General features: G+C 66.1%; 14 protein-coding genes. 7 read left to right on the forward strand and 7 right to left on the reverse strand.

Translation table 11 applies throughout. From position 1 onward, the window contains the following. Nucleotides 1–22 precede the first annotated feature (22 nt). From ACI0FO_RS17865 to ACI0FO_RS17880, 4 genes are all read right to left on the reverse strand, one after another. Entirely contained in the window at nt 23–1,060 is a 1,038-nt protein-coding gene (locus ACI0FO_RS17865; protein ID WP_416028734.1) for an L-idonate 5-dehydrogenase, read from the reverse strand. 10 nt (nt 1,061–1,070) lie between these two features. Next, nucleotides 1,071–1,919 (reverse strand): transporter substrate-binding domain-containing protein, encoded by an 849-nt coding sequence (locus tag ACI0FO_RS17870; RefSeq protein WP_416028736.1) that lies wholly within the window; start codon nt 1,917–1,919, stop codon nt 1,071–1,073. A 140-nt stretch (nt 1,920–2,059) separates the two neighbouring features. Continuing rightward, the gene (locus tag ACI0FO_RS17875) at nt 2,060–2,929 is read right to left on the reverse strand and encodes a substrate-binding periplasmic protein (RefSeq protein WP_416028738.1); all 870 of its coding nucleotides are present in this window, start codon (nt 2,927–2,929) and stop codon (nt 2,060–2,062) included. Nucleotides 2,930–3,025: 96 nt separating this feature from the next. Then, complete coding sequence (locus tag ACI0FO_RS17880) at nt 3,026–3,754, reverse strand: FadR/GntR family transcriptional regulator (protein WP_416028739.1); 729 nt, start codon at nt 3,752–3,754, stop codon at nt 3,026–3,028. Nucleotides 3,755–3,947: 193 nt separating this feature from the next. Between ACI0FO_RS17880 and iaaH the strand changes: the two genes are divergently transcribed. Continuing rightward, entirely contained in the window at nt 3,948–5,447 is a 1,500-nt protein-coding gene (gene iaaH / locus ACI0FO_RS17885) for an indoleacetamide hydrolase (RefSeq protein ID WP_416028740.1), read from the forward strand. A gap of 85 nt (nt 5,448–5,532) precedes the next feature. Here iaaH and metH read toward each other — a convergent pair whose 3' ends face one another. Beyond that, entirely contained in the window at nt 5,533–9,306 is a 3,774-nt protein-coding gene (gene metH, locus ACI0FO_RS17890) for a methionine synthase (protein ID WP_416029273.1), read from the reverse strand. Between the two features lie 454 nt (nt 9,307–9,760). On the opposite strand from metH, the gene ACI0FO_RS17895 reads away from it, so the two are divergent. The 6 genes from ACI0FO_RS17895 to ACI0FO_RS17920 all read left to right on the forward strand — a co-directional run bounded on the left by ACI0FO_RS17895 (nt 9,761) and on the right by ACI0FO_RS17920 (nt 16,897). Continuing rightward, entirely contained in the window at nt 9,761–11,806 is a 2,046-nt protein-coding gene (locus ACI0FO_RS17895) for a TonB-dependent receptor (RefSeq protein ID WP_416028742.1), read from the forward strand. 52 nt (nt 11,807–11,858) lie between these two features. Continuing rightward, nucleotides 11,859–12,797, forward strand: a complete 939-nt coding sequence (locus ACI0FO_RS17900) for a cobalamin-binding protein (RefSeq protein ID WP_416028744.1) — start codon at nt 11,859–11,861, stop codon at nt 12,795–12,797. Between the two features lie 154 nt (nt 12,798–12,951). After that, nucleotides 12,952–13,761 (forward strand): thiazole synthase, encoded by an 810-nt coding sequence (locus tag ACI0FO_RS17905; RefSeq protein WP_416028746.1) that lies wholly within the window; start codon nt 12,952–12,954, stop codon nt 13,759–13,761. Beyond that, the gene (gene thiD, locus ACI0FO_RS17910; protein WP_416028748.1) at nt 13,758–14,600 is read left to right on the forward strand and encodes a bifunctional hydroxymethylpyrimidine kinase/phosphomethylpyrimidine kinase; all 843 of its coding nucleotides are present in this window, start codon (nt 13,758–13,760) and stop codon (nt 14,598–14,600) included. The genes ACI0FO_RS17905 and thiD overlap by 4 nt, the downstream gene beginning before the upstream one ends. A 205-nt stretch (nt 14,601–14,805) precedes the next feature. Further along, nucleotides 14,806–15,486 carry a protein-L-isoaspartate O-methyltransferase family protein gene (locus tag ACI0FO_RS17915; protein WP_105559465.1) on the forward strand — a complete coding sequence of 227 codons (681 nt, stop codon included), beginning with the start codon at nt 14,806–14,808 and terminating at the stop codon, nt 15,484–15,486. A 79-nt stretch (nt 15,487–15,565) separates the two neighbouring features. Then, a complete protein-coding gene (locus tag ACI0FO_RS17920) occupies nt 15,566–16,897 on the forward strand; it encodes a TolC family outer membrane protein (protein WP_416028751.1) in 1,332 nt (443 codons plus the stop codon). A 301-nt stretch (nt 16,898–17,198) separates the two neighbouring features. On the opposite strand, the gene ACI0FO_RS17925 is transcribed toward ACI0FO_RS17920, so the two are convergent. Next, on the reverse strand, nt 17,199–17,687 hold the full coding sequence (locus ACI0FO_RS17925; RefSeq protein WP_416028753.1) for an adenylyltransferase/cytidyltransferase family protein: 489 nt from the start codon (nt 17,685–17,687) through the stop codon (nt 17,199–17,201). Between the two features lie 98 nt (nt 17,688–17,785). Beyond that, the gene (locus tag ACI0FO_RS17930; RefSeq protein WP_169273769.1) at nt 17,786–18,664 is read right to left on the reverse strand and encodes a ferritin-like domain-containing protein; all 879 of its coding nucleotides are present in this window, start codon (nt 18,662–18,664) and stop codon (nt 17,786–17,788) included. Nucleotides 18,665–18,717 lie beyond the last annotated feature (53 nt).

An 18,717-nucleotide genomic window follows, 5' to 3' on the forward strand; every position in this document is an offset into this window, starting at 1 on the left:
ACGGCCGACGGCGACGCGCGCGTCAGAACGTCACCATCACTTTCATGGCCTGATGGCGGTCGGCCGCCAGCGCGAATGCGTCATGCACGCGGGCTACCGGCACCGCCGCCGTCAACAATGGCGACACGTCCAGCAGCCCGCGGCTCAGGTAGTCCACGGCCCAGGCGTATTCGTCCACGAAACGGAAGCTGCCGATGACCGACAAGCTCTTGACCATGATCTGGTTGAACGGACATTGCTCGCTGCTGCCGCTAAGCGTGCCCACCGTCACGATGACGCCGCGCGGACGCGTCGCCCGGATGCAATTGGCCAGGCCGGCATAGTTGCCGGACGCCTCGAAGCAGACGTCGACCGACCCCTTGCCCGCCGCCAGTTCCTCGATCGCGCCCGGATCGCGGGCAACGTTGATGGTGTGCGTGGCGCCCACCCGCACGCAGGTGGCCAGCGTCTCGTCGACGATGTCCACCACGATCACCTGGCTGGCTCCCGCCAGACGCGCCGCCATCAGAATCAATGCGCCGATCGGCCCGGCTCCCACCACCATGACCGTCTTGCCCAGCAGCGTCCCCGCGCTGCGCACGGCGTGCAGCGCCACGGCCAGCGGCTCGCCGAATGCGGCGAGTTCAAACGACAGGCTGTCGGGCACCGGCAGGCATTGCTTTTCCTGCACCACCACCTGTTCGCGCATCGCGCCCTGCATGTGCGGATAGCGGCTGGCGCTACCGAAAAAGAACACCGACTCGCAGTGGTTGGAATCGCCCTGGCGGCAATAGCGGCAGAGCCCGCAGGTACGCGCCGGATCCAGCGCCACGCGGTCGCCCGGCTTGACGGCGGTGACGGCCGTGCCCACCTCCAGCACCTGGCCCGACGCCTCGTGCCCCGGCGTCAGCGGTTCGCGGATGACGAAATCGCCCACTTTGCCGTGGCGGTAGTAGTGCAGATCCGATCCGCAGATGCCCACGGCCTTGATGCCCACCCGCACTTGCGTGGGGCCCAGGGCCTCGGGCTGCTGTTCGTCCAGGCGCAGGTCCTGGGCGCCATGAATCGCGCAATTCAACATGATGGCCGCCTTATTTCAGGGTTTGCGTCATGCGGCGTTCTTCCGCCGCCAGTTCGGGGTGCATGCGCGCTTCCACTTTGCGCAGCCAGTCCAGGTAGACGGCTTGATCCTTGGCCACGCCCATGCCCGCGTCAATCGCGAAGATCTTGCTGTCCTGGCAATCGTTTTCTTTCGGGAACACGGCCAGGCCCTTGACCTTCTTGCTGATGTTGGGCCACAGCATGCGGTTCAGCGGCGCCACGTCCGAACGGCCGGCCAGCACTTCCTCGATGGGCGCGACCGACCCCGAATTCGTCACCCCGCGCAGTTTGGCGTTGGGAAAGTTCTGCAGCACCAGCGGCTCTTCGCCCGCGCCGGAGAAGTAGGCCATCGTGATGCCGGGCTGGTTGAAGTCTTCGACCTTGGTGGCGTTGGTGAATTTCGGATTCGACGCCAACCCGAACATGCAGACGCTGGTGTTGGAGAAGGTCACGAAATCGATGATCTTGGCGCGCTCGGCGTTCTGGTTCAGCGGGCCGATCATGATGTCCATCTGGTTGGCGATCAGCGCAGGCACCTTGGTCTCATGGCTGACCTGCACGGGCACGATCTTCACCTCCAGCAAGCGCGCGAATTCCTTGCCCAGCAGCCACGAAGACCCCATCCACGGTTCGCCCGAACCGGTCGTGTTCTGCACCAGCCAGGGCGGGTTGTTGACCACACCGACCCGCAGCACGCCCGCCTTGCGGATCGCGTCGATGCGGGGGCTTTCGCCGGGCGCGGGCGGCGTCTGCGCGTGCGCCGCGGCCGCGCCCGCCAGCATCGCGGCGGACAGGAACAGGCGGGCGGCGGTCAGGCGCGAGGGGAATCGGGGTTGCATGCAAAGTCTCCTAGAGGGTGCCCGGCCGTCCGCCGCACGAGGGCGGCGCGCCGGGTACCGGCGTGTTGACGCACCGGCGGAATCGCCAGATCTGCACGCGCCGGGCGCGTGCCGGTTGAAAAGGGGAATGGCCGGACGGCCTACGGGGTCTGTTCGATGATGCGCATTTCGTCCGCATCCAGCGCGGGCTTCATCGTCGCCGCCACCTGCCGCAGCCAGGCCAGGTAGCCGGGTTGGTTCTTGTCGATCGCCAGCCCCACGGGCGAGGCCTTTTCCGTGCTTTGCTGGCAATTGGCTTCGGCGGGAAACACCACCAGGCCTCGTACCTTGCGGTTCAGCCCCACCCACGGCACGCGGTTGATTGGCGCCGCGTCGGCGCGCTTGGCCATGATCTCTTCGATGGGCGCGGTGGCGCCAGAGTTGGCGACGGCGCGCAGCCGCGCCTTGGGAAAACGTTCTTTCACCCAGGCCTCTTCGGCGCCGCCGGTGAAGTACGCGATCGTGACGTCCGGCTGGTTCAGGTCTTCGACCGTCTTGGCGCGGGTCAGTTTGTCGTTGCCGGCGCGGCCGAACATGCAGACGCTGGTGGCGGAATACAGCACGAAATCCACGACCTTCAGGCGCTCGGCCGTCTCGGCCAGCGGGCTGATGGTCATATCGACTTGATTGGCAGCCAGCACGGGCACCTTGGTTTCGTGCGAAACGGGCACCGCGGTCAGTTTGACGCCCAGTTGGCGCGCGTATTCCTTGGCCAGCAGCCAGGCCGGACCGCTCCAGGCTTCGCCGCTTTTGCCCGACAAGTCCTGGATCAGCCAGGGCGCGTTCTGCAGGACGCCGACCCGCAGTTCACCCGCCTTGCGGATGGCGTCGACGCGCGGGCTTTGCCCTGCCGCCGGCGGGCCGGACACAGCCGCCGCGCCGCCTTGCGCGGCCGCCGGCAACGACATCGCCAGCATTGCGGCCGCCGCCCATCGGGCCCACGCGCGGCTCCCCTTGTTCTGTTGCTGCATTGCTTGTCTCCTGAACTTGAAAAGCCCGGATCCGGGGCGCGGTTATCTTCCGCGCTCTGCCGGGGGCAGCCTGCCTGTCCGCCTTGCGCTACCGGGTCAACGCCACCCCTGCGCAAATTCCCCGATCACGCGCTCAAGGTGAGCGCGCATCGCCTGCCGCGCCGCCTGCGCGTCGCCGGCCACCAGCGCGCTGAAGATGCGCTGATGGTCTTCCTGCGACGCGTGCCGCAACTCCTGCGTATGAAAATGCTGTTCGATCTTTTCCCAGATCGGCCCCTGGGCCTGATCCCACATCGACGTCACCGTGGCCAGCAGCACGCTGTTGCCCGTGGACTGCGCGATGTACAGGTGAAAGCGGCGGTCGGCTTCTTCATTGGCCGCCTTGTCCATCATCTGCTCGCGCATTGTCGTCAGCGCTTCAAAGATGCGGTCCAGATCCGCGTCGTTGCGGGTCGTGGCGGCAAGCGCGGCGATTTCGGATTCGATCAGGCAACGCGCCCGCAACAACTCGAACGGCCCCGCCCCGGCTTCCTGAGCCGCCGGCAAACGGGCAATGCCAGGCTTGGGCTCACAGACGTAGATGCCCGATCCGCCCCGGACTTCCACCACCCCCTGCAGTTCCAGCGCGATGATGGCTTCGCGCAGCGCGGTGCGGCTGACGTCAAAGCGTTCGGCCAGCGCGCGTTCAGCCGGCAAACGCTTGCCGACGGCGAACTCGCCTTGCGCGACCAGGGCCTGGATCTGGGCGGCCAGCCGCACATAGGCGCGGTCCGCCACCGGCTTGCTGGCCGGCTCTTCGGGTTTGGGGATCAGTTGAAGTGTCATGGATATCAAAAGTGGTTAGACCAAATCATAAGTGGTTCACCAATTTTCACCATAATGGTTTACCAGTATCAAATTGGTAAACCATTGGTGCGCAGGGTGACGGCAAGGAGGGCGGCGGGGGTCGACAGCGGCGGCAGGAACCCTGTATAGATGGCAGTCCAACAGAATCCCTCCGTGCAGATAAGGAAGCGTCATGTCCGATACGTCCAGGCAGCCATTGTCCGTCAAGCCCCCGCCCCACTCGCCCGGCGGCGATACCTTGGCCGGCCTGACCGTTACCGAGGCCGCCGCCCAGGTCCGTGAAGGCCGCCTCACCAGCCTGGCGCTGACCCAGGCGTGCCTGGACCGCATCGATGCCCACGGCATGCTCAATGCCTTCATCACCGTCGACCACGCCGGGGCGCTGGCCCAGGCCCGCGCCTACGACGCCGCGCCGCCCCCGGCCAGCCAGGCCGCCGCGCCGCTGGGCGGCGTACCCATCGCCATCAAGGACAACATCCATGTGGCCGGCCTGCCCAACACCGCCGGCACCCCGGCCCTTAAACAGTTCCACCCCGCGCAGGACGCCCCGGTCGTGCAGCGCCTGCGCGCCGCCGGCGCCGTCATCATCGGCAAAACCAACATGCACGAGCTGGCCTTTGGCGTATCCGGCTACAACACTGCCTTCCCCGGCACGCACGGCGAGGGCACGCGCAACGCCTACGACAGCCGCCGCATTGCCGGCGGCTCGTCGTCGGGCAGCGGCGCGGCCGTGGGCGCGCGGCTGACGCCCGCCGCCCTGGGCACCGACACCGGCGCCTCCGTGCGCCTGCCGGCCGCCGTCAACGGTGCCGCGGGCTTCCGGCCATCGGTCGGCCGCTACGACGGGGCGGCCATCACGCCCATCTCGCACACACGAGACACGCCGGGGCCGATCGCCAACTGCATGGCAGACATCGTGCTGCTGGACGCCGTGCTGGCGGACGACGCCGAGCCGCTGGCGGCCCTGCCGCCCGCGAGCGTGCGCCTGGGTCTGGCCCGCTATTTCTGGGCTGACCTGGACCCTTCCGTGCGCACGGTCATGGACACCGCCCTGGCCGCATTGCGCGACGCCGGCGTGCAGCTGATAGACATCGACATGCCCGATCTGCCGGCCGCCAACGCCGCCGTCGGCATGCCGCTGTGCCTGTACGAGCAGAAGCCCGACCTGACCGCCTACCTGCAACGCTACGACACGGGCGTAAGCTTCGACGAAGTGGTGGCGCAGATCTCAAGCCCCGACGTCAAGGCCATTTTCGACGGGCTGATCGTGCCGGGCGTGCTGCCCACCCCGGACGGCCAGCTTCTGCCGCTAAAGCCAATATACGACCGCGTCATCGCAGAGCAGCGCGACGCATTGATTGACGTGTACCGCCGCGCGTTCCAGGAACACGCGCTGGACGGCCTGCTGTTTCCGACGTTGCCGATCCTGCCGATGCTGGCCACGCCGGAGGCCAGCAGCTTCGAGAGCTTCAGCCGCCTGGCCCGCAACGTCGATCCCGGCAGCAACGCCGGCTTGCCGGGGCTGAGCGTGCCGGCGGGCTTGTCGCCGGAAGGCTTGCCGGTGGGCGTCGAGATCGACGGCCTGCCGGGCGACGACCGCAAGGTGCTGGCCATCGGCGTGACGATCGAGCGCATCCTGGGGCGCATCGCACCGCCCCGGCCCGCCGCCTGAACCGGCAGCCCATCACCGTTCGCCCTCGGCGGGGCACAAAAAAAACCGGCCATGCGGCCGGTTTTTTGTTTGCGCCGGTGGGCGCTCACCCCAGGTTCGGCGCCAGCGTCCGCTTCAGGTCCTCAACGGTCCGTCCGCTACGCTTGGCGTAGTCTTCCAGCTGGTCCTCGCCGATCACGCCCACGTTGAAGTACTGCGACTCCGGGTGGCTGAAGTAGAAGCCCGACACGCTGGAAGCCGGGTACATGGCGTAGCTGTCGGTCAGCATCATGCCGATGTCGCCGCCGTCCAGCACGCGGAACATATCGGACTTGACCACGTGTTCCGGGCAGGCCGGATAGCCAGGCGCAGGGCGGATGCCCACGTATTTCTCGGCGATCATGTCCTCGTTGGACAGGGCTTCGTCGGGCGCATAGCCCCACAAGTCCTGGCGCACGCGGGCATGCAGGCATTCGGCGAAACCTTCGGCCAGGCGATCGGCCAGCGACTTCAGCATGATGCTGGAATAGTCGTCCAGCGCGCGCTCGAATTCGGCTTCCTTTTTCTCGATGCCGATACCCGCCGTGACGGCGAACATGCCGATGTAATCCAGCTTGCCGGACGACTTGGGCGCAATAAAGTCGGCCAGCGACTTGTTGCTGACGCCTTCGCGCTTGGCGCCCTGCTGACGCAGGTTGCGGTACGTGAACAGCACTTCGCTGCGCGTCTCGTCTTTGTAGATCTCGATGTCTTCGTCGTTGACGCGGTTGGCCGGGTAGAACCCCACCACGCCGTTGGCGGTCAGCCAGCGGCCTTCAACAATGCGCTTCATCATGGCCAGGCCGTCGGCGTAGACCTTGCGCGCCTGTTCGCCCACCACCTTGTCGTCAAGAATGGCGGGGAACGGACCGAACAGGCTCCACGTCTGGAAGAACGGACCCCAGTCCACGTACTTCACGATCTCGGCCAGGTCGTAGCTTTTGAACGTGCGACGGCCAATGAACTTCGGGCGCGGCGGGGTGTAGTTGTCCCAATCAATCGCCGGACGCGAGGCGCGCGCGTCCGCCAGCGGCAGGATCGGCGTGGCCTTGCGGTTGGCGTGGCGGCGGCGCACTTCCTCGTATTCCTGGGCCAGCTCCGCCAGATACGTTTCCGACTGGTCCGACATCAAGTTGGTCGCGACGCCCACCGAGCGGCTGGCGTCCGGCACGTAGATAACCGGCCCTTCGTAATTGGGCGCGATCTTCACGGCCGTATGCACGCGGCTGGTCGTGGCGCCCCCGATCATCAGCGGCAGCTTGCGGCTGCGGAAATAATCGTCGCGCTGCATTTCGCTGGCCACATACGCCATTTCTTCCAGGCTCGGCGTGATCAGGCCAGACAACCCGACGATGTCGGCGTTTTCTTCCTTGGCCTTTTCCAGGATCTGCGCGCAGGGCACCATCACGCCCATGTTCACGACTTCGAAGTTATTGCACTGCAAGACCACCGACACGATGTTCTTGCCGATGTCGTGCACATCGCCCTTGACGGTGGCGATGACGATCTTGCCCTTGGCGCGGACGTCGCCGCCCGCGGCGGCGATCTGGCGCTTTTCCTCTTCGATGAAGGGGATCAGGTGGGCCACGGCCTGCTTCATGACGCGGGCCGACTTCACCACCTGCGGCAGGAACATTTTGCCTTCGCCGAACAGGTCGCCCACGACGTTCATGCCGTCCATCAGCGGGCCTTCGATCACCTCGATCGGGCGGCCGCCGCGGTCGAAGATCTTCTGGCGCACTTCTTCCGTGTCTTCCACGATGAACGTCGTGATGCCGTGCACCAGCGCATGCGACAGGCGCTTTTCCACGTCGGCATTGCGCCAGGCCAGGTCTTCTTCGCGCTTGGTGCCCGAGCCCTTCACCGTGTCGGCGAACTGCACCAGGCGTTCGGTAGGCGTGCGCTCGTCGTCGGGGTCGGTCTTGCCCACCGGCTCCGGCCGGTCCAGCACCACGTCTTCGACCAGGTCGCGCAGCTTCGGGTCCAAATCGGCGTACACGCCCAGCTGCCCGGCGTTGACGATGCCCATGGTCATGCCTTCCTTCACCGCGTAATACAGGAACACGGTGTGGATGGCTTCGCGCATCGGCTCATTGCCGCGGAACGAAAAGCTGACGTTGGACACGCCGCCCGAGATGCGGGCGTAGGGCAGGTTGTCGCGGATCCAGCGCGTGCCTTCGATGAAGTCCACGGCGTAGTGGTTGTGCTCGTCGATGCCGGTGGCGACCGCGAAGACGTTCGGATCGAAAATGATGTCTTCCGGCGGGAAGCCCTCTTCCTCGACCAGGATCTTGTAGGCGCGCGCGCAGATTTCCTTGCGGCGTTCCAACGTGTCGGCCTGGCCCAATTCGTCGAACGCCATCACGACCACGGCGGCGCCGTAGCGGCGGCACAAGCGCGCATGATGGCGGAACGGCTCGATCCCTTCCTTCATGGAAATGGAGTTCACCACCGGCTTGCCCTGCACGCATTTCAGGCCGGTCTCGATGACTTCCCACTTCGAGCTGTCGATCATGACCGGCACGCGGGCGATATCGGGTTCGGACGCGATCAGGTTCAGGAAGCGGTGCATGCAGGCCACCGAATCCAGCATGGCTTCATCCATGTTGATGTCGATGATCTGCGCGCCGTTCTCGACCTGCTGGCGGGCCACGGCCAGCGCCTCGTCGTACTTCTCTTCGCGGATCAGGCGGGCGAACATCTTGCTGCCCGTCACGTTGGTGCGTTCGCCCACGTTGACGTACAGCGTGTCTTCGTCGATGTTCAAGGGTTCCAGGCCCGACAGGCGGGTCTTGACCGGAATGTCGGGCACGACGCGCGGCGTCAGCGCAGTAACCTTGTCCGCGATGGCGCGGATGTGGTCCGGCGTGGTGCCGCAACAGCCGCCCGACATGTTGACCAGCCCGGCGCGGGCGAATTCTTCCAACAGCGCGGACGTGTCGGCGGGTGTTTCGTCGAACCCCGTTTCTGCCATGGGATTCGGCAGGCCCGCGTTGGGATAGACGCAGACGTAGGTATCGCAGATCTTGGACAGTTCGGCCACGTAGGGGCGCATCAACGCCGCGCCCAGCGCGCAGTTCAGGCCGATGGTGACCGGGCGCGCGTGGCGCACCGAATTCCAGAAAGCCTCTACGGTCTGGCCGGACAAGATGCGGCCAGAGGCGTCCGTGACGGTACCCGAAATCATCACGGGCAGGCGGATGCCGCGCGCCTCGAACACTTCCTCGGTCGCGAAGATGGCGGCCTTGGCGTTCAGCGTGTCGAAGATGGTTTCGATCAGGACGATGTCGATGCCGCCGTCCAAAAGGCCGTTCAACTGTTCGATATAGGCCACGCGCAATTCGTCGAACGTGACGTTGCGCGCGCCCGGGTCGTTCACATCAGGCGAGATCGACGCGGTCTTGGGTTGCGGGCCCAGGGCGCCTGCCACGAAGCGGGGCTTGTCGGGCGTGCTGAAGGCATCACAGGCTTCGCGCGCCAACCGGGCGGACGCCAGGTTCAGTTCGTAGGCCAGTTCGGGCAGGTCGTAGTCGCCCTGCGCGATGGTGGTGGCGCCGAAGGTGTTGGTCTCGATGACGTCCGCGCCGGCTTCCAGGTACTGCCGGTGGATCTCCGAGATCACGTCGGGCCGCACCAGCGACAGCAGTTCGTTGTTGCCCTTCACGTCCTTGCCGTGATCAGCGAAACGCTCGCCGCGGAAGTCCGCTTCGCCCAGCTTGTAGCGCTGGATCATGGTGCCCATGGCACCGTCCAGGATCAGGATGCGCTGGCCCAGCAGGCGGGCAAAATCACCACCTTGGGTATAGGCTTCGGGCGGGTATGGCAGGCGGGGATACGACACGGGCAAGTCCGGCAATGGGTTGGCTTCAGCGGCGAAGCTGTGGCTAAAAAGCAAAAACCGCTGAAAAAACAAGTCCTGATCGTAACAAAACGGGCTCTCTCGCGCCCTCGGGTGATACAGTTTCGGCCCCGAACCGGTGCTTTCGGCGCAACGGGCTTGCAAGAACGCAACACTTGCCAGCCGCGCGCGAAAGGTAAACGGGAAACAGGAAGACGGCCGCCCGGGCCGCCTCGGCGCCCACGAAGCGCCCCGGCAAGCCCCCCGCCATCCAGCCTGTGCTGCCCCCGCAACGGTCCCCATGCGCGTTTTTGCGCGCATGGCAGCCCGATACCGGCCAGTTCGCTCGTCAGGAAGTCCATGCGTCGCCGCCAGGCCCGACCGGCCGGCTGCGGCCTGGGCGTCCTCCCCATCGTGATTGGCCTGCGGGGTCGCGGGTCGCATCGAGGTTACGTAGATGAAAGCCCGCTCCATCCGGCGTTACGCCGGCGCCCTGCTCTGTTCCGCTCCGGCCATCGCCGCCGCCCAGCAAACCGCCCCCGTCACCCCCGAACTCGATACGGTTACCGTTACCGCCCAGCGCGTGCCGACGGACGGCCGCACCCTGCCGGTGTCCATTTCGGTCATCACCGCCGAAGACATCGCCGCCAGCAGCGCCCGCACCATGCAAGACCTGTTGTCGACGCAAGCCGGCATCAATCTGATCAACACCAGCAGCTCCAGCGACAACGCGATTGTCGACCTGCGCGGCTTCGGCATCACCGGCGCCAGCAACACGCTGATCCTGATCGACGGCGTGAAGCAAAACACCAACGACCTGTCGGCTCCCAGCCTGGGCGTGGTGCCGCTGGACCAGGTGGAACGCGTTGAAATCGTGCGCGGCAGCGGCTCCGTTCAATACGGCGGCGGCACGACCGGCGGCGTGATCAACATCATCACCCGGTCGGATTTCTCGAAGGAACCGGTGACCGCCCGCGCCACCGCCACCTTCGGCAGCTACGGCCTGCGCCAGTACGACGCCGCCGTTGCGATGAACAACGAGAAGGTCGGCGTTGACGCCTACATGCAGTCGCTGCATTCGGACGGCTACCGCGACCACAGCGGCGAGCGCCGCGAAGGTGGCGGCGGCGGCATCACCCTGCGCCATAGCGATGGCTCGATCCGTCTGTACGGCCGCACCACCACGCAAAAGCTGGAACTGCCCGGCCCGCGCCTGATCAGCCCGTCGACCGGCGTGAACGAATTCCAGGACGACCCGCGCGGTTCGAAGAACGACGTCGACTACGTCAAGACCACGACCACCACCTTCGGCCTGCAAGTCGAACAGGCGATTGGCGCCGGCACGCTGTACGCCGACCTGTCGACCCGCGAGAAAAAGCTGAACGGCCTGTCATACGACGGTTTTGGCGACACCCTGCGCGACCAGAAGCTGGAAGAGAACATCGCCAGCGTGCGCTACCGCCTGCCGATCAACGGCGGCCACAGCATCGTCTTTGGCGCCGACGCGCAAGAATCCAAGACCACCGCGAACCAGAACGCCTACTACGACTTCGAACCGTCAAAGTGGCAGTCGCGCCAACACCAGTACGGTCTCTTCGCCGAAGGCCAGATCCGCGCCACCGACAGCACCTATGTGACGGCCGGCGTGCGCCGCCAGTATGCGTCCGACGACCTGGAAGTCCTGAGCGGTTCGGGCACCGCGTCCGATCGCGGCAACCACCTGACCGCCTGGCAACTGGGCGTGCGCCAGGACCTGGCCGCCGGCTTCGGCCTGTACGGCAAGGTCGGCCGCAGCTTCCGTCTGCCCAACGCCGACGAACTGCTGTCGGTGCAACAGCCGCTGGCCCCGCAGACGTCCACCGACAAGGAAATCGGCGTGACGTGGCAATCGGCCGCAAGCAGCGCGCGCCTGTCGTACTTCCGCTATGACCTGACCAACGAGATCCAGTACAACCCGCTGGCCGACGGCATGTGGGGCCCGGGCACCGGCGCCAACACCAACCTGGATCCGACCCGCCGCCAAGGCATCGAACTGGAAGGCCGCACCGCCATTTCCAGCAGCGTAACGCTGGATGCGAACGTGACCTGGATGGAAGCGCAATTCCGCTCGGGCACCTACGCGGGCGTGGACCTGGCCGGCAAGACCGTGCCGTTGGCCCCGAAATGGCTGGCGAATGCCGGCGTCACCTGGCGCCCCACCGACGCCTTCCTGTGGAACGTGTCGGCGCAGTACGTGGGCAAGTCGCGCATGGACAACGACCAGGCCAACCAGTTCGACAAGGAACTGGACGCCTACGTGCTGTTCAACACGAAGCTGGCCTATAAGTTCACGCGCAACATCGAAGGCGCCATCGGCGTGAACAACATCTTCGACCGCCAGTACGCCACCTACGGCATCCGCGGCGGCGATGCGTCGTTCCAGATGCTGGGCCCCGTCGCCAACTACAACCTGTACCCGGCGCCGGGCCGCAACTTCTACGCGTCGCTCACGCTGCGCTATTGATCGCGGACATCCGATATAGTCGGCGTACTTTGCTGCCCTTATCGGCCCCTGCATGATCCTCGCACGCGCCTTTCCACGCATCGCTCCCGGGCTGTTCCTGGCCCTGGGCGCGATGCTGGCCGCTTTCCCGGCCGCCGCGAGCGACCGGGCCGATAGTCCGGCCGACAATCCCGCCGGCGCCCCCATTCAGGTGCAAGACGACAAGGGCCGCACGGTCTTGCTGGCCGCGCCCGCACGCCGCGCCGTCACCCTGGCGCCCCACGCCACCGAACTCGTCTATGCCGCCGGCGCCGGCGACCACCTCATTGCCACCATCCGCGGCAGCGATTTCCCTGCCGCCGCCCGGCAATTGCCCATCATCGGCGACGGCACCCAGCCAGACGCCGAACGCGTGGCCGCCGTGCGCCCCGACCTGCTGATCGGCTGGCAGCCCGCCGCGGCCGAACCGCTGACGCGTGTCATGGACAAGCTGGGCGTGCCCGTCTTCTACAGCGACCCCTTGACGCTTGCCGCCATTCCCGACGCCGTTGAGCGCATGGGCATGCTGTTCGGCACCGAGGCGCAGGCGCGGCCCGCCGCCACCCGGTTGCGCGACCGCCTGGCCGCCCTGACCGCGCGCTACGCCGGCCGCCGCCCCGTGCGCGTCTTCGTCCAGGCCGGGCTGGACCCCATCTACACCCTGAACGACAGCAGCATCGTCAGCGACGCGCTACGCGTCTGCGGCGGCGTGAACGTCTTCGGGCAAGCGCCCATCGTCGCCCCGCAAGTCACGCTGGAAAGCGTACTGGCCGCCCGCCCCGAAGCGGTGCTGGCGGGCGTCGCGCGGCCGGCGGACACGCAGCACAACCTGGCCGCGTGGCAGACGCTTGGGCTGCCGGCCGCCCGCGCCGGGCATGTCTACGGCATCGATGCCGACGCCCTGTACCGCCCGGGGCCGCGCCTGATCGACGCCGCCGAAGCCATCTGCGCCGACCTGGACCGATTGCGCTGACCCGCCCGCCATGCAGCACGATCCGCAAATAGTGGAACGCGGCATTTCATTGCACACGCCTGCCGCGCGGCGGCGTGCTTTATCATTCGCTTAACAACCGTCAGTCAGCCTCCCGCGGGCTCCGCTCTTGCGCCCCCGCCCTTTGAACACCGCCATGACCACACAAGACACCCTCACCATCGCCGGACGCGCCTACTCGTCGCGCCTGCTCGTCGGCACCGGCAAGTACAAGGACTTCGAAGAGACCCGCGCGGCGCTGGACGCCAGCGGCACCGAGATCGTCACGGTCGCCATCCGCCGCACCAACATCGGCCAGAACGCGGGCGAACCGAACCTGCTGGACTACGTTCCGCCGTCGAAATTCACGCTGTTGCCCAACACCGCCGGCTGCTACAGCGCCGACGACGCGGTCCGCACCTTGCGCCTGGCGCGCGAACTGCTGGACGGCCACGACCTGGTCAAGCTGGAAGTGCTGGGCGACCCGCACACCCTGTTCCCCAACATGCCCGAAACGCTCAAGGCCACCAAGACGCTGGTCGACGAAGGTTTCAAGGTCATGGTCTATTGCACCGACGATCCCATCCAGTGCCGCATGCTGGAAGACATGGGCGCCGTGGCCGTCATGCCGCTGGCCTCGCTGATCGGCTCGGGCATGGGCATCCTGAACCCGTGGAACCTCCGGCTGATCATCGACCAGGCCCGCGTGCCGGTCGTGGTCGATGCCGGCGTGGGCACGGCATCCGACGCCGCCATCGCCATGGAATTGGGCTGCGACGCCGTCCTGATGAACACCGCCATCGCCGCCGCGCGCGACCCGATCCTGATGGCCAGCGCCATGAAGAAGGGCGTCGAAGCCGGGCGTGAGGCCTTCCTGGCCGGCCGCATGCCCAAAAAGCTGTACAGCGGCGCGCCCAGCTCGCCGACCGAAGGCTTGATTACCGCCGGCCCCGGTTCAGCGAAATGAGTTCCCGCCCGCAGGACGGCAACGTGCGTCCCATTCCACATGCGCTGACCATCGCCGGCGTCGACCCGTCCGGCGGCGCCGGCACGCTGGCCGACATCAAGGCCATGAGCGCGCTGGGCGCCTATGGCTGCGCGGTCATCGCCGCACTGACCGCGCAGAACACGCAGGGCGTCACCGGTATTTCGCCCGTGCCGCCCGCCTTCGTGGGCCTGCAGATCGACACGCTGTTCACCGATGTGCGCATCGACGCCGTCAAGATCGGCATGCTGGGCCAGCGCCAAGTGATCGAGGTCGTGGCTGAAAAGTTGGCCAAATGGGCGCCAGCGCACGTGGTGCTGGACCCCGTCATGGTGGCCAAGAGCGGCGACCTGCTGCTTGAAAAGGAAGCCGTGGGCGCCATGCGCGAAGCCATGCTGCCCCAGGCCACCCTGTTGACGCCCAACCTGCCCGAAGCCGGCGTGCTGCTGGAAGAACGGCCGGTGGAAACCGTCAAGGAAATGCGCCGCGTGGCCGAGCGCCTGCGCAACAAGCTGGCGCATTCCGGCGAACGCTGGGTGCTGGTAAAGGGCGGCCACCTGCCCGGCAACGAGACCATCGATTTGCTGCACGACGGCGACCGCATGATCGAGCTGCCCGGCTACCGCATCGAAACCGCCAATACCCATGGCACCGGCTGCACGTTGTCGGCGGCGCTGGCCGCGCTACTGCCGCAAACCGGGGACGTTCCCGAAGCCGCCCGGCGCGCCAAGGCCTACCTGACCGAAGCCATCCGCCACGCGGAACGGCTGTCGGTGGGTTCCGGCCACGGCCCGGTACACCACTTCCACGCCTGGTGGTGATTGCCTGGCAGCCTTGCTTCCTGGCAGGTTCCAGCGGCGCTCCCCGGAGCGCCGCTGCCGTTTCCGGGGCTGATGGAAAGTCCGGGGCTGGCCCGGATTCCGGCGGAAACGCCCGGCTGAAACATTTGCCGATCGGGCCCGCCGTCACAGGACGCTACGAATCGGTACAATGGCCGGCTGATTCCTCTGTTTTTTCCTGACCGTCATGAACGCTTCGACCCTGCCCGACGTAGAACAAGCCCGCTTCAATATGGTGGAACAGCAGATCCGCCCGTGGGACGTCCTGGACGCCAACGTGCTGCAAGCGCTGTTCGATGTGCGCCGCGAACAGTTCGTTCCGCCGGCCCTGCGCGCCCTGGCGTTTTCCGACCTGGAATTGCCGCTGGAAATCAACGCGGTCAATACCCGCCAGACCATGCTCGCCCCCAAGGTCGAAGCCCGCCTGGCGCAAGAACTGCAGCTGACCAAGGCCGACTGCGTGCTGGAAATCGGCACGGGCTCCGGCTACCAGGCCGCGCTGCTGGGCTATCTGGCCCAACAGGTCACCTCGGTTGAAATCGACAGCCGCCTGGTGACCTTCGCGCAGCAAAACCTGCAGATGAACAACGTTACCAACGTCAAGGTCGAAACCGGCGACGCCCGCAACGGCTGGGGCTCCACCGAATACGACGCCATCCTGGTAACGGGTTCCGTGCCGGTCGTGCCGGACGCGCTGAAGTACCAGTTGCGCGTCGGTGGCCGCCTGGTCGTGATCGTGGGCCAGGCCCCCGTCATGACGGCCTGTCGCATCACGCGCACCACCGCGGCCAGCTTCGAAACAGTGAACCTGTTCGAAACGGTCATCAAGCCGCTGCGTGGCGCCACGGTGTCCCAGTTCAAGTTCTAATCCCCCACCTTGCCGCCTGGCGCCTGCCCCCTGACGGGGCGCGCGCCTGCCAGGGCAGCCCGGCGTATCGTTGAAAATCATGCGCGTCCGATTGCTTACGGCTTTACTGGTTTTTACCTCTGCCGCAAGCGTCGGTCCGCTGCCCGCATTCGCGCAAAACCTGATCCAGGTCTGGCAGGCCGCGCTGGGCAATGACCCCTCCTACGCCGCCGCCCGCGCCAGCTACCGTGCCGGCCTGGAAAAAGAACCCCAGGCCCGTTCTCTGCTGCTGCCCCTGATTTCCGCCGAAGCCGGCGGGGCCTACCAGGAAACGCGCAGCACCCGTGGCCTGGGCGTGTCGTACAGCGGCGGACGCGGCGTCTGGGACCTGGCGCTGACCCAGCCCCTGTTCGATTGGGGCCGCTGGCAAAACTACGAACAATCCAAGCTGATCGTCGCCGACGTCGAAGTGCAGCTTCAGCAGGCCTATCAAGACCTGCTGCTGCGCGTGGCCGACGCCTATTTCAACGTGCTCTACGCGCAGGACACGCTGACCGCCACCGAGGCTGAAAAGGCCGCTGTGGCCGGGCAACTGGAGTCCGCCAAGCGCAACTTCGAACTGGGCAACGCCACCGTCACCGACACCTACGAGGCGCAGGCGCGCTACGACCTGGTGGTGGCGCAGGAACTGCGCCTGCAGAACGATTTGGACGTGCGCCGCGACGAGCTGGCCAAGATCATCGGCACGCAGCCTGGCGCCCTGGCCGAACTGCCCTACGGTGTGCGGCTACCGTCCCCACAGCCCGCCCGCATGAATGACTGGAGCACGCAAGCGGAATCCTCCAGCTTGGAAGTGCTGCGCGCGCAGCTTCTGACCCGCATCGCCGGCCGCGAGATCCAGATCGCCAAGAGCGGCCATTACCCCACCTTGAATCTGCGTGCCACCAGCGGCAGCGCCAGCGACGCCATCATGCGCAACGCGGCGCCCGGCAAGCCGATCGACAACACGATCGGCGTGGTCCTGTCCATTCCCCTGTACGCGGGTGGCGGCGTGTCGTCGCAAGTCACCGAGAAAGTGCAGTTGGAACAAAAAGCCCGCCACGACTTCGAAACCACGCGCCGCCAGGCTGTCCAGGCCGCACGCCAGTACTACACCGGCGTCACCAGCGGCCTGGCCCGCATCCAGGCCCTGGAAGCCGGCGAGAAGTCCAGCCGCGCCGCCGTGGAGGCCAACCGCACAGGCTACGAAGTGGGCGTGCGCATCAACCTGGACGTGCTCAACGCGCAGCAACAGCTGTACGCGACCCAACGCGACCTGGCGCTGGCGCGCTACAGCACCGTGCTGTCCGGCCTGCGCCTGAAGGCCGTCAGCGGCATCCTGGCCGAGACCGACCTGGAAGCCATCAACCGGCTGTTGCGGGACGCCCGCTGAGCGGCGCCGCTTGATGGGTTGCGCGCGATGGGCGTGAGCATTCTTTTGGCGTATTCCTCGCGCTCCACCCATCCTACAGGTCGAAGCGATCCACCCATCCTACAGGTCGAGGCGATCCACCCATCCTGCAGGTCGAGGCGTTCGTAGGATGGGTGGAGCGCGAGAAGGCGCTCAACAATAAATAAGCGCCAACCGCGCGCAACCCATCAAGCAGCGCGTGCATGAAAGAAAAAAGCGGCCTCGCAGGCCGCTTTTCCTTTTCCCCGCACGCCGGTCAAGCGCCCCGGATCTTCTTCGCCGGTCAAGCGCCCTGGATCTTCTTCACCAATGCGGTGGTCGACCGTTCGAATTCAAACGGGATCGCCACCGCGCGGCCGCCCCAGGTCTTGACCAGCGCGGTTTCGGGCAGCTTTTCCATGTCGTAGTCGCCGCCCTTGACGATCAGGTCGGGCTTAAGCTCGCCGATGAGCGCCTCGGGCGTGTCTTCATGGAAGGACGTCACCACGGTCACGAAACCCAGCGCCGCCAGCAGCGCGGCGCGGTCTTCCATGCGGTTCAATGGACGCTCGGACCCTTTGCCCAGGCGGCGCACCGATTCGTCGGTGTTCACCGCCACCACCAGCGTCGCGCCCAGTTGGGCGGCCTGGTCAAGATAGGTCGCGTGCCCGCGGTGCAGGATGTCGAAGACGCCGTTGGTGAACACCAGCGGCCGCGGCAGGCGGCCAGCGGCGACGGCGGCGACGCATTCGTCGCGGGACAGGACTTTGGATTCGAAACGGGCGGCGGGCATGCGGCGATTATATCCGCCTGCCTGCCGCCCATCTGCCTTGCATTTACCGCGGGAAAGCGGCCGCGGGACCGGGCCAGGCCCCGGCCAACGCCTGCCGATCAGGCGCCGGCAAGGACGATCTTCTTTTCCTTCGGCACCACCAGCGCGGTCATTTCCTTGCGGTAGCGGTTCAGGTCCTTCACCGTTTCGAAGCTGCGGTCCATCAGCTTGGACAAAATATGCAGGATTCGGCTGGCGACCTTCTGTTCCCAGATGCCGTCAAAGCGGATCTGCGTATCCAGCCAGTGCTCCAGCCAACCCGGCTCCGGCAGGCGGGACTGCACCGTGTCGTTGGGGAACAGGTCCTTGTTCACGTGCAGATTGGTCGGGTGCAGCGCCTGCTGGGTGCGGCCAGCGGACGCCATCAGCACGCCAATTTTGGAAAACGCCAGACGGGCCTGTTCGCTCGTGTCCTGGCCGCGGTCATGCAGCGCACGGCGCATGTACTGCAGGTAGGCGCCGGCGTGGCGGGCTTCGTCTTGCGCAACGGTCTTGTAGATGGCCTTGATGACGGGTTCCGTGTGCCATTCGGCGGCGCGGCGGTACCAGTGATTCAGGCGGATCTCGCCGCAGAAGTGCAGCATCAGGGTTTCAAGTTCGGGCGCGGCGTCGAATTCGAAGCGCACGTTGTGCAGTTCTTCCTCGGTCGGGACCAGGTCCGGGCGGAAGCGGCGCAGGTATTCGATCAGCACCAGCGAATGCTTCTGTTCTTCAAAGAACCACACCGACATGAACGCGCAGAAATCACTGTCGCCGCGATTGTCGCGCAGGAACATTTCCGTGGCCGGCAAGGCCGCCCATTCGGTAATGGCGTTCATCTTGATCGTGTGGGCTTGCTCATCAGAGAGCTTGCTGCGATCGAAATCCCCCCAGGGGATGTCGTGGGCCATGTTCCAGCGCACGGCTTCCATGGTCTTGAAGAGTTCAGGATAAAGCATGGTCTGCCCTTGTATTCGTCCCGCTAGTGGGGCGATAGAAATTAATGAATGGC

The organism is Achromobacter marplatensis, from assembly GCF_049060505.1.
GTDB classification, from domain to species: Bacteria; Pseudomonadota; Gammaproteobacteria; order Burkholderiales; family Burkholderiaceae_B; genus Achromobacter; species Achromobacter marplatensis_A.

Bases quoted from the DNA above. Each gene is read 5' to 3' on its own strand.
- ACI0FO_RS17865 (WP_416028734.1), bottom strand. From the start codon at position 1,060: ATGTTGAATTGCGCGATTCATGGCGCCCAGGACCTGCGCCTGGACGAA.
- ACI0FO_RS17870 (WP_416028736.1), bottom strand. From the start codon at position 1,919: ATGCAACCCCGATTCCCCTCGCGCCTGACCGCCGCCCGCCTGTTCCTG.
- ACI0FO_RS17875 (WP_416028738.1), bottom strand. From the start codon at position 2,929: ATGCAGCAACAGAACAAGGGGAGCCGCGCGTGGGCCCGATGGGCGGCG.
- ACI0FO_RS17880 (WP_416028739.1), bottom strand. From the start codon at position 3,754: ATGACACTTCAACTGATCCCCAAACCCGAAGAGCCGGCCAGCAAGCCG.
- iaaH (WP_416028740.1), top strand. From the start codon at position 3,948: ATGTCCGATACGTCCAGGCAGCCATTGTCCGTCAAGCCCCCGCCCCAC.
- ACI0FO_RS17895 (WP_416028742.1), top strand. From the start codon at position 9,761: ATGAAAGCCCGCTCCATCCGGCGTTACGCCGGCGCCCTGCTCTGTTCC.
- ACI0FO_RS17900 (WP_416028744.1), top strand. From the start codon at position 11,859: ATGATCCTCGCACGCGCCTTTCCACGCATCGCTCCCGGGCTGTTCCTG.
- ACI0FO_RS17905 (WP_416028746.1), top strand. From the start codon at position 12,952: ATGACCACACAAGACACCCTCACCATCGCCGGACGCGCCTACTCGTCG.
- thiD (WP_416028748.1), top strand. From the start codon at position 13,758: ATGAGTTCCCGCCCGCAGGACGGCAACGTGCGTCCCATTCCACATGCG.
- ACI0FO_RS17915 (WP_105559465.1), top strand. From the start codon at position 14,806: ATGAACGCTTCGACCCTGCCCGACGTAGAACAAGCCCGCTTCAATATG.
- ACI0FO_RS17920 (WP_416028751.1), top strand. From the start codon at position 15,566: ATGCGCGTCCGATTGCTTACGGCTTTACTGGTTTTTACCTCTGCCGCA.
- ACI0FO_RS17925 (WP_416028753.1), bottom strand. From the start codon at position 17,687: ATGCCCGCCGCCCGTTTCGAATCCAAAGTCCTGTCCCGCGACGAATGC.
- ACI0FO_RS17930 (WP_169273769.1), bottom strand. From the start codon at position 18,664: ATGCTTTATCCTGAACTCTTCAAGACCATGGAAGCCGTGCGCTGGAAC.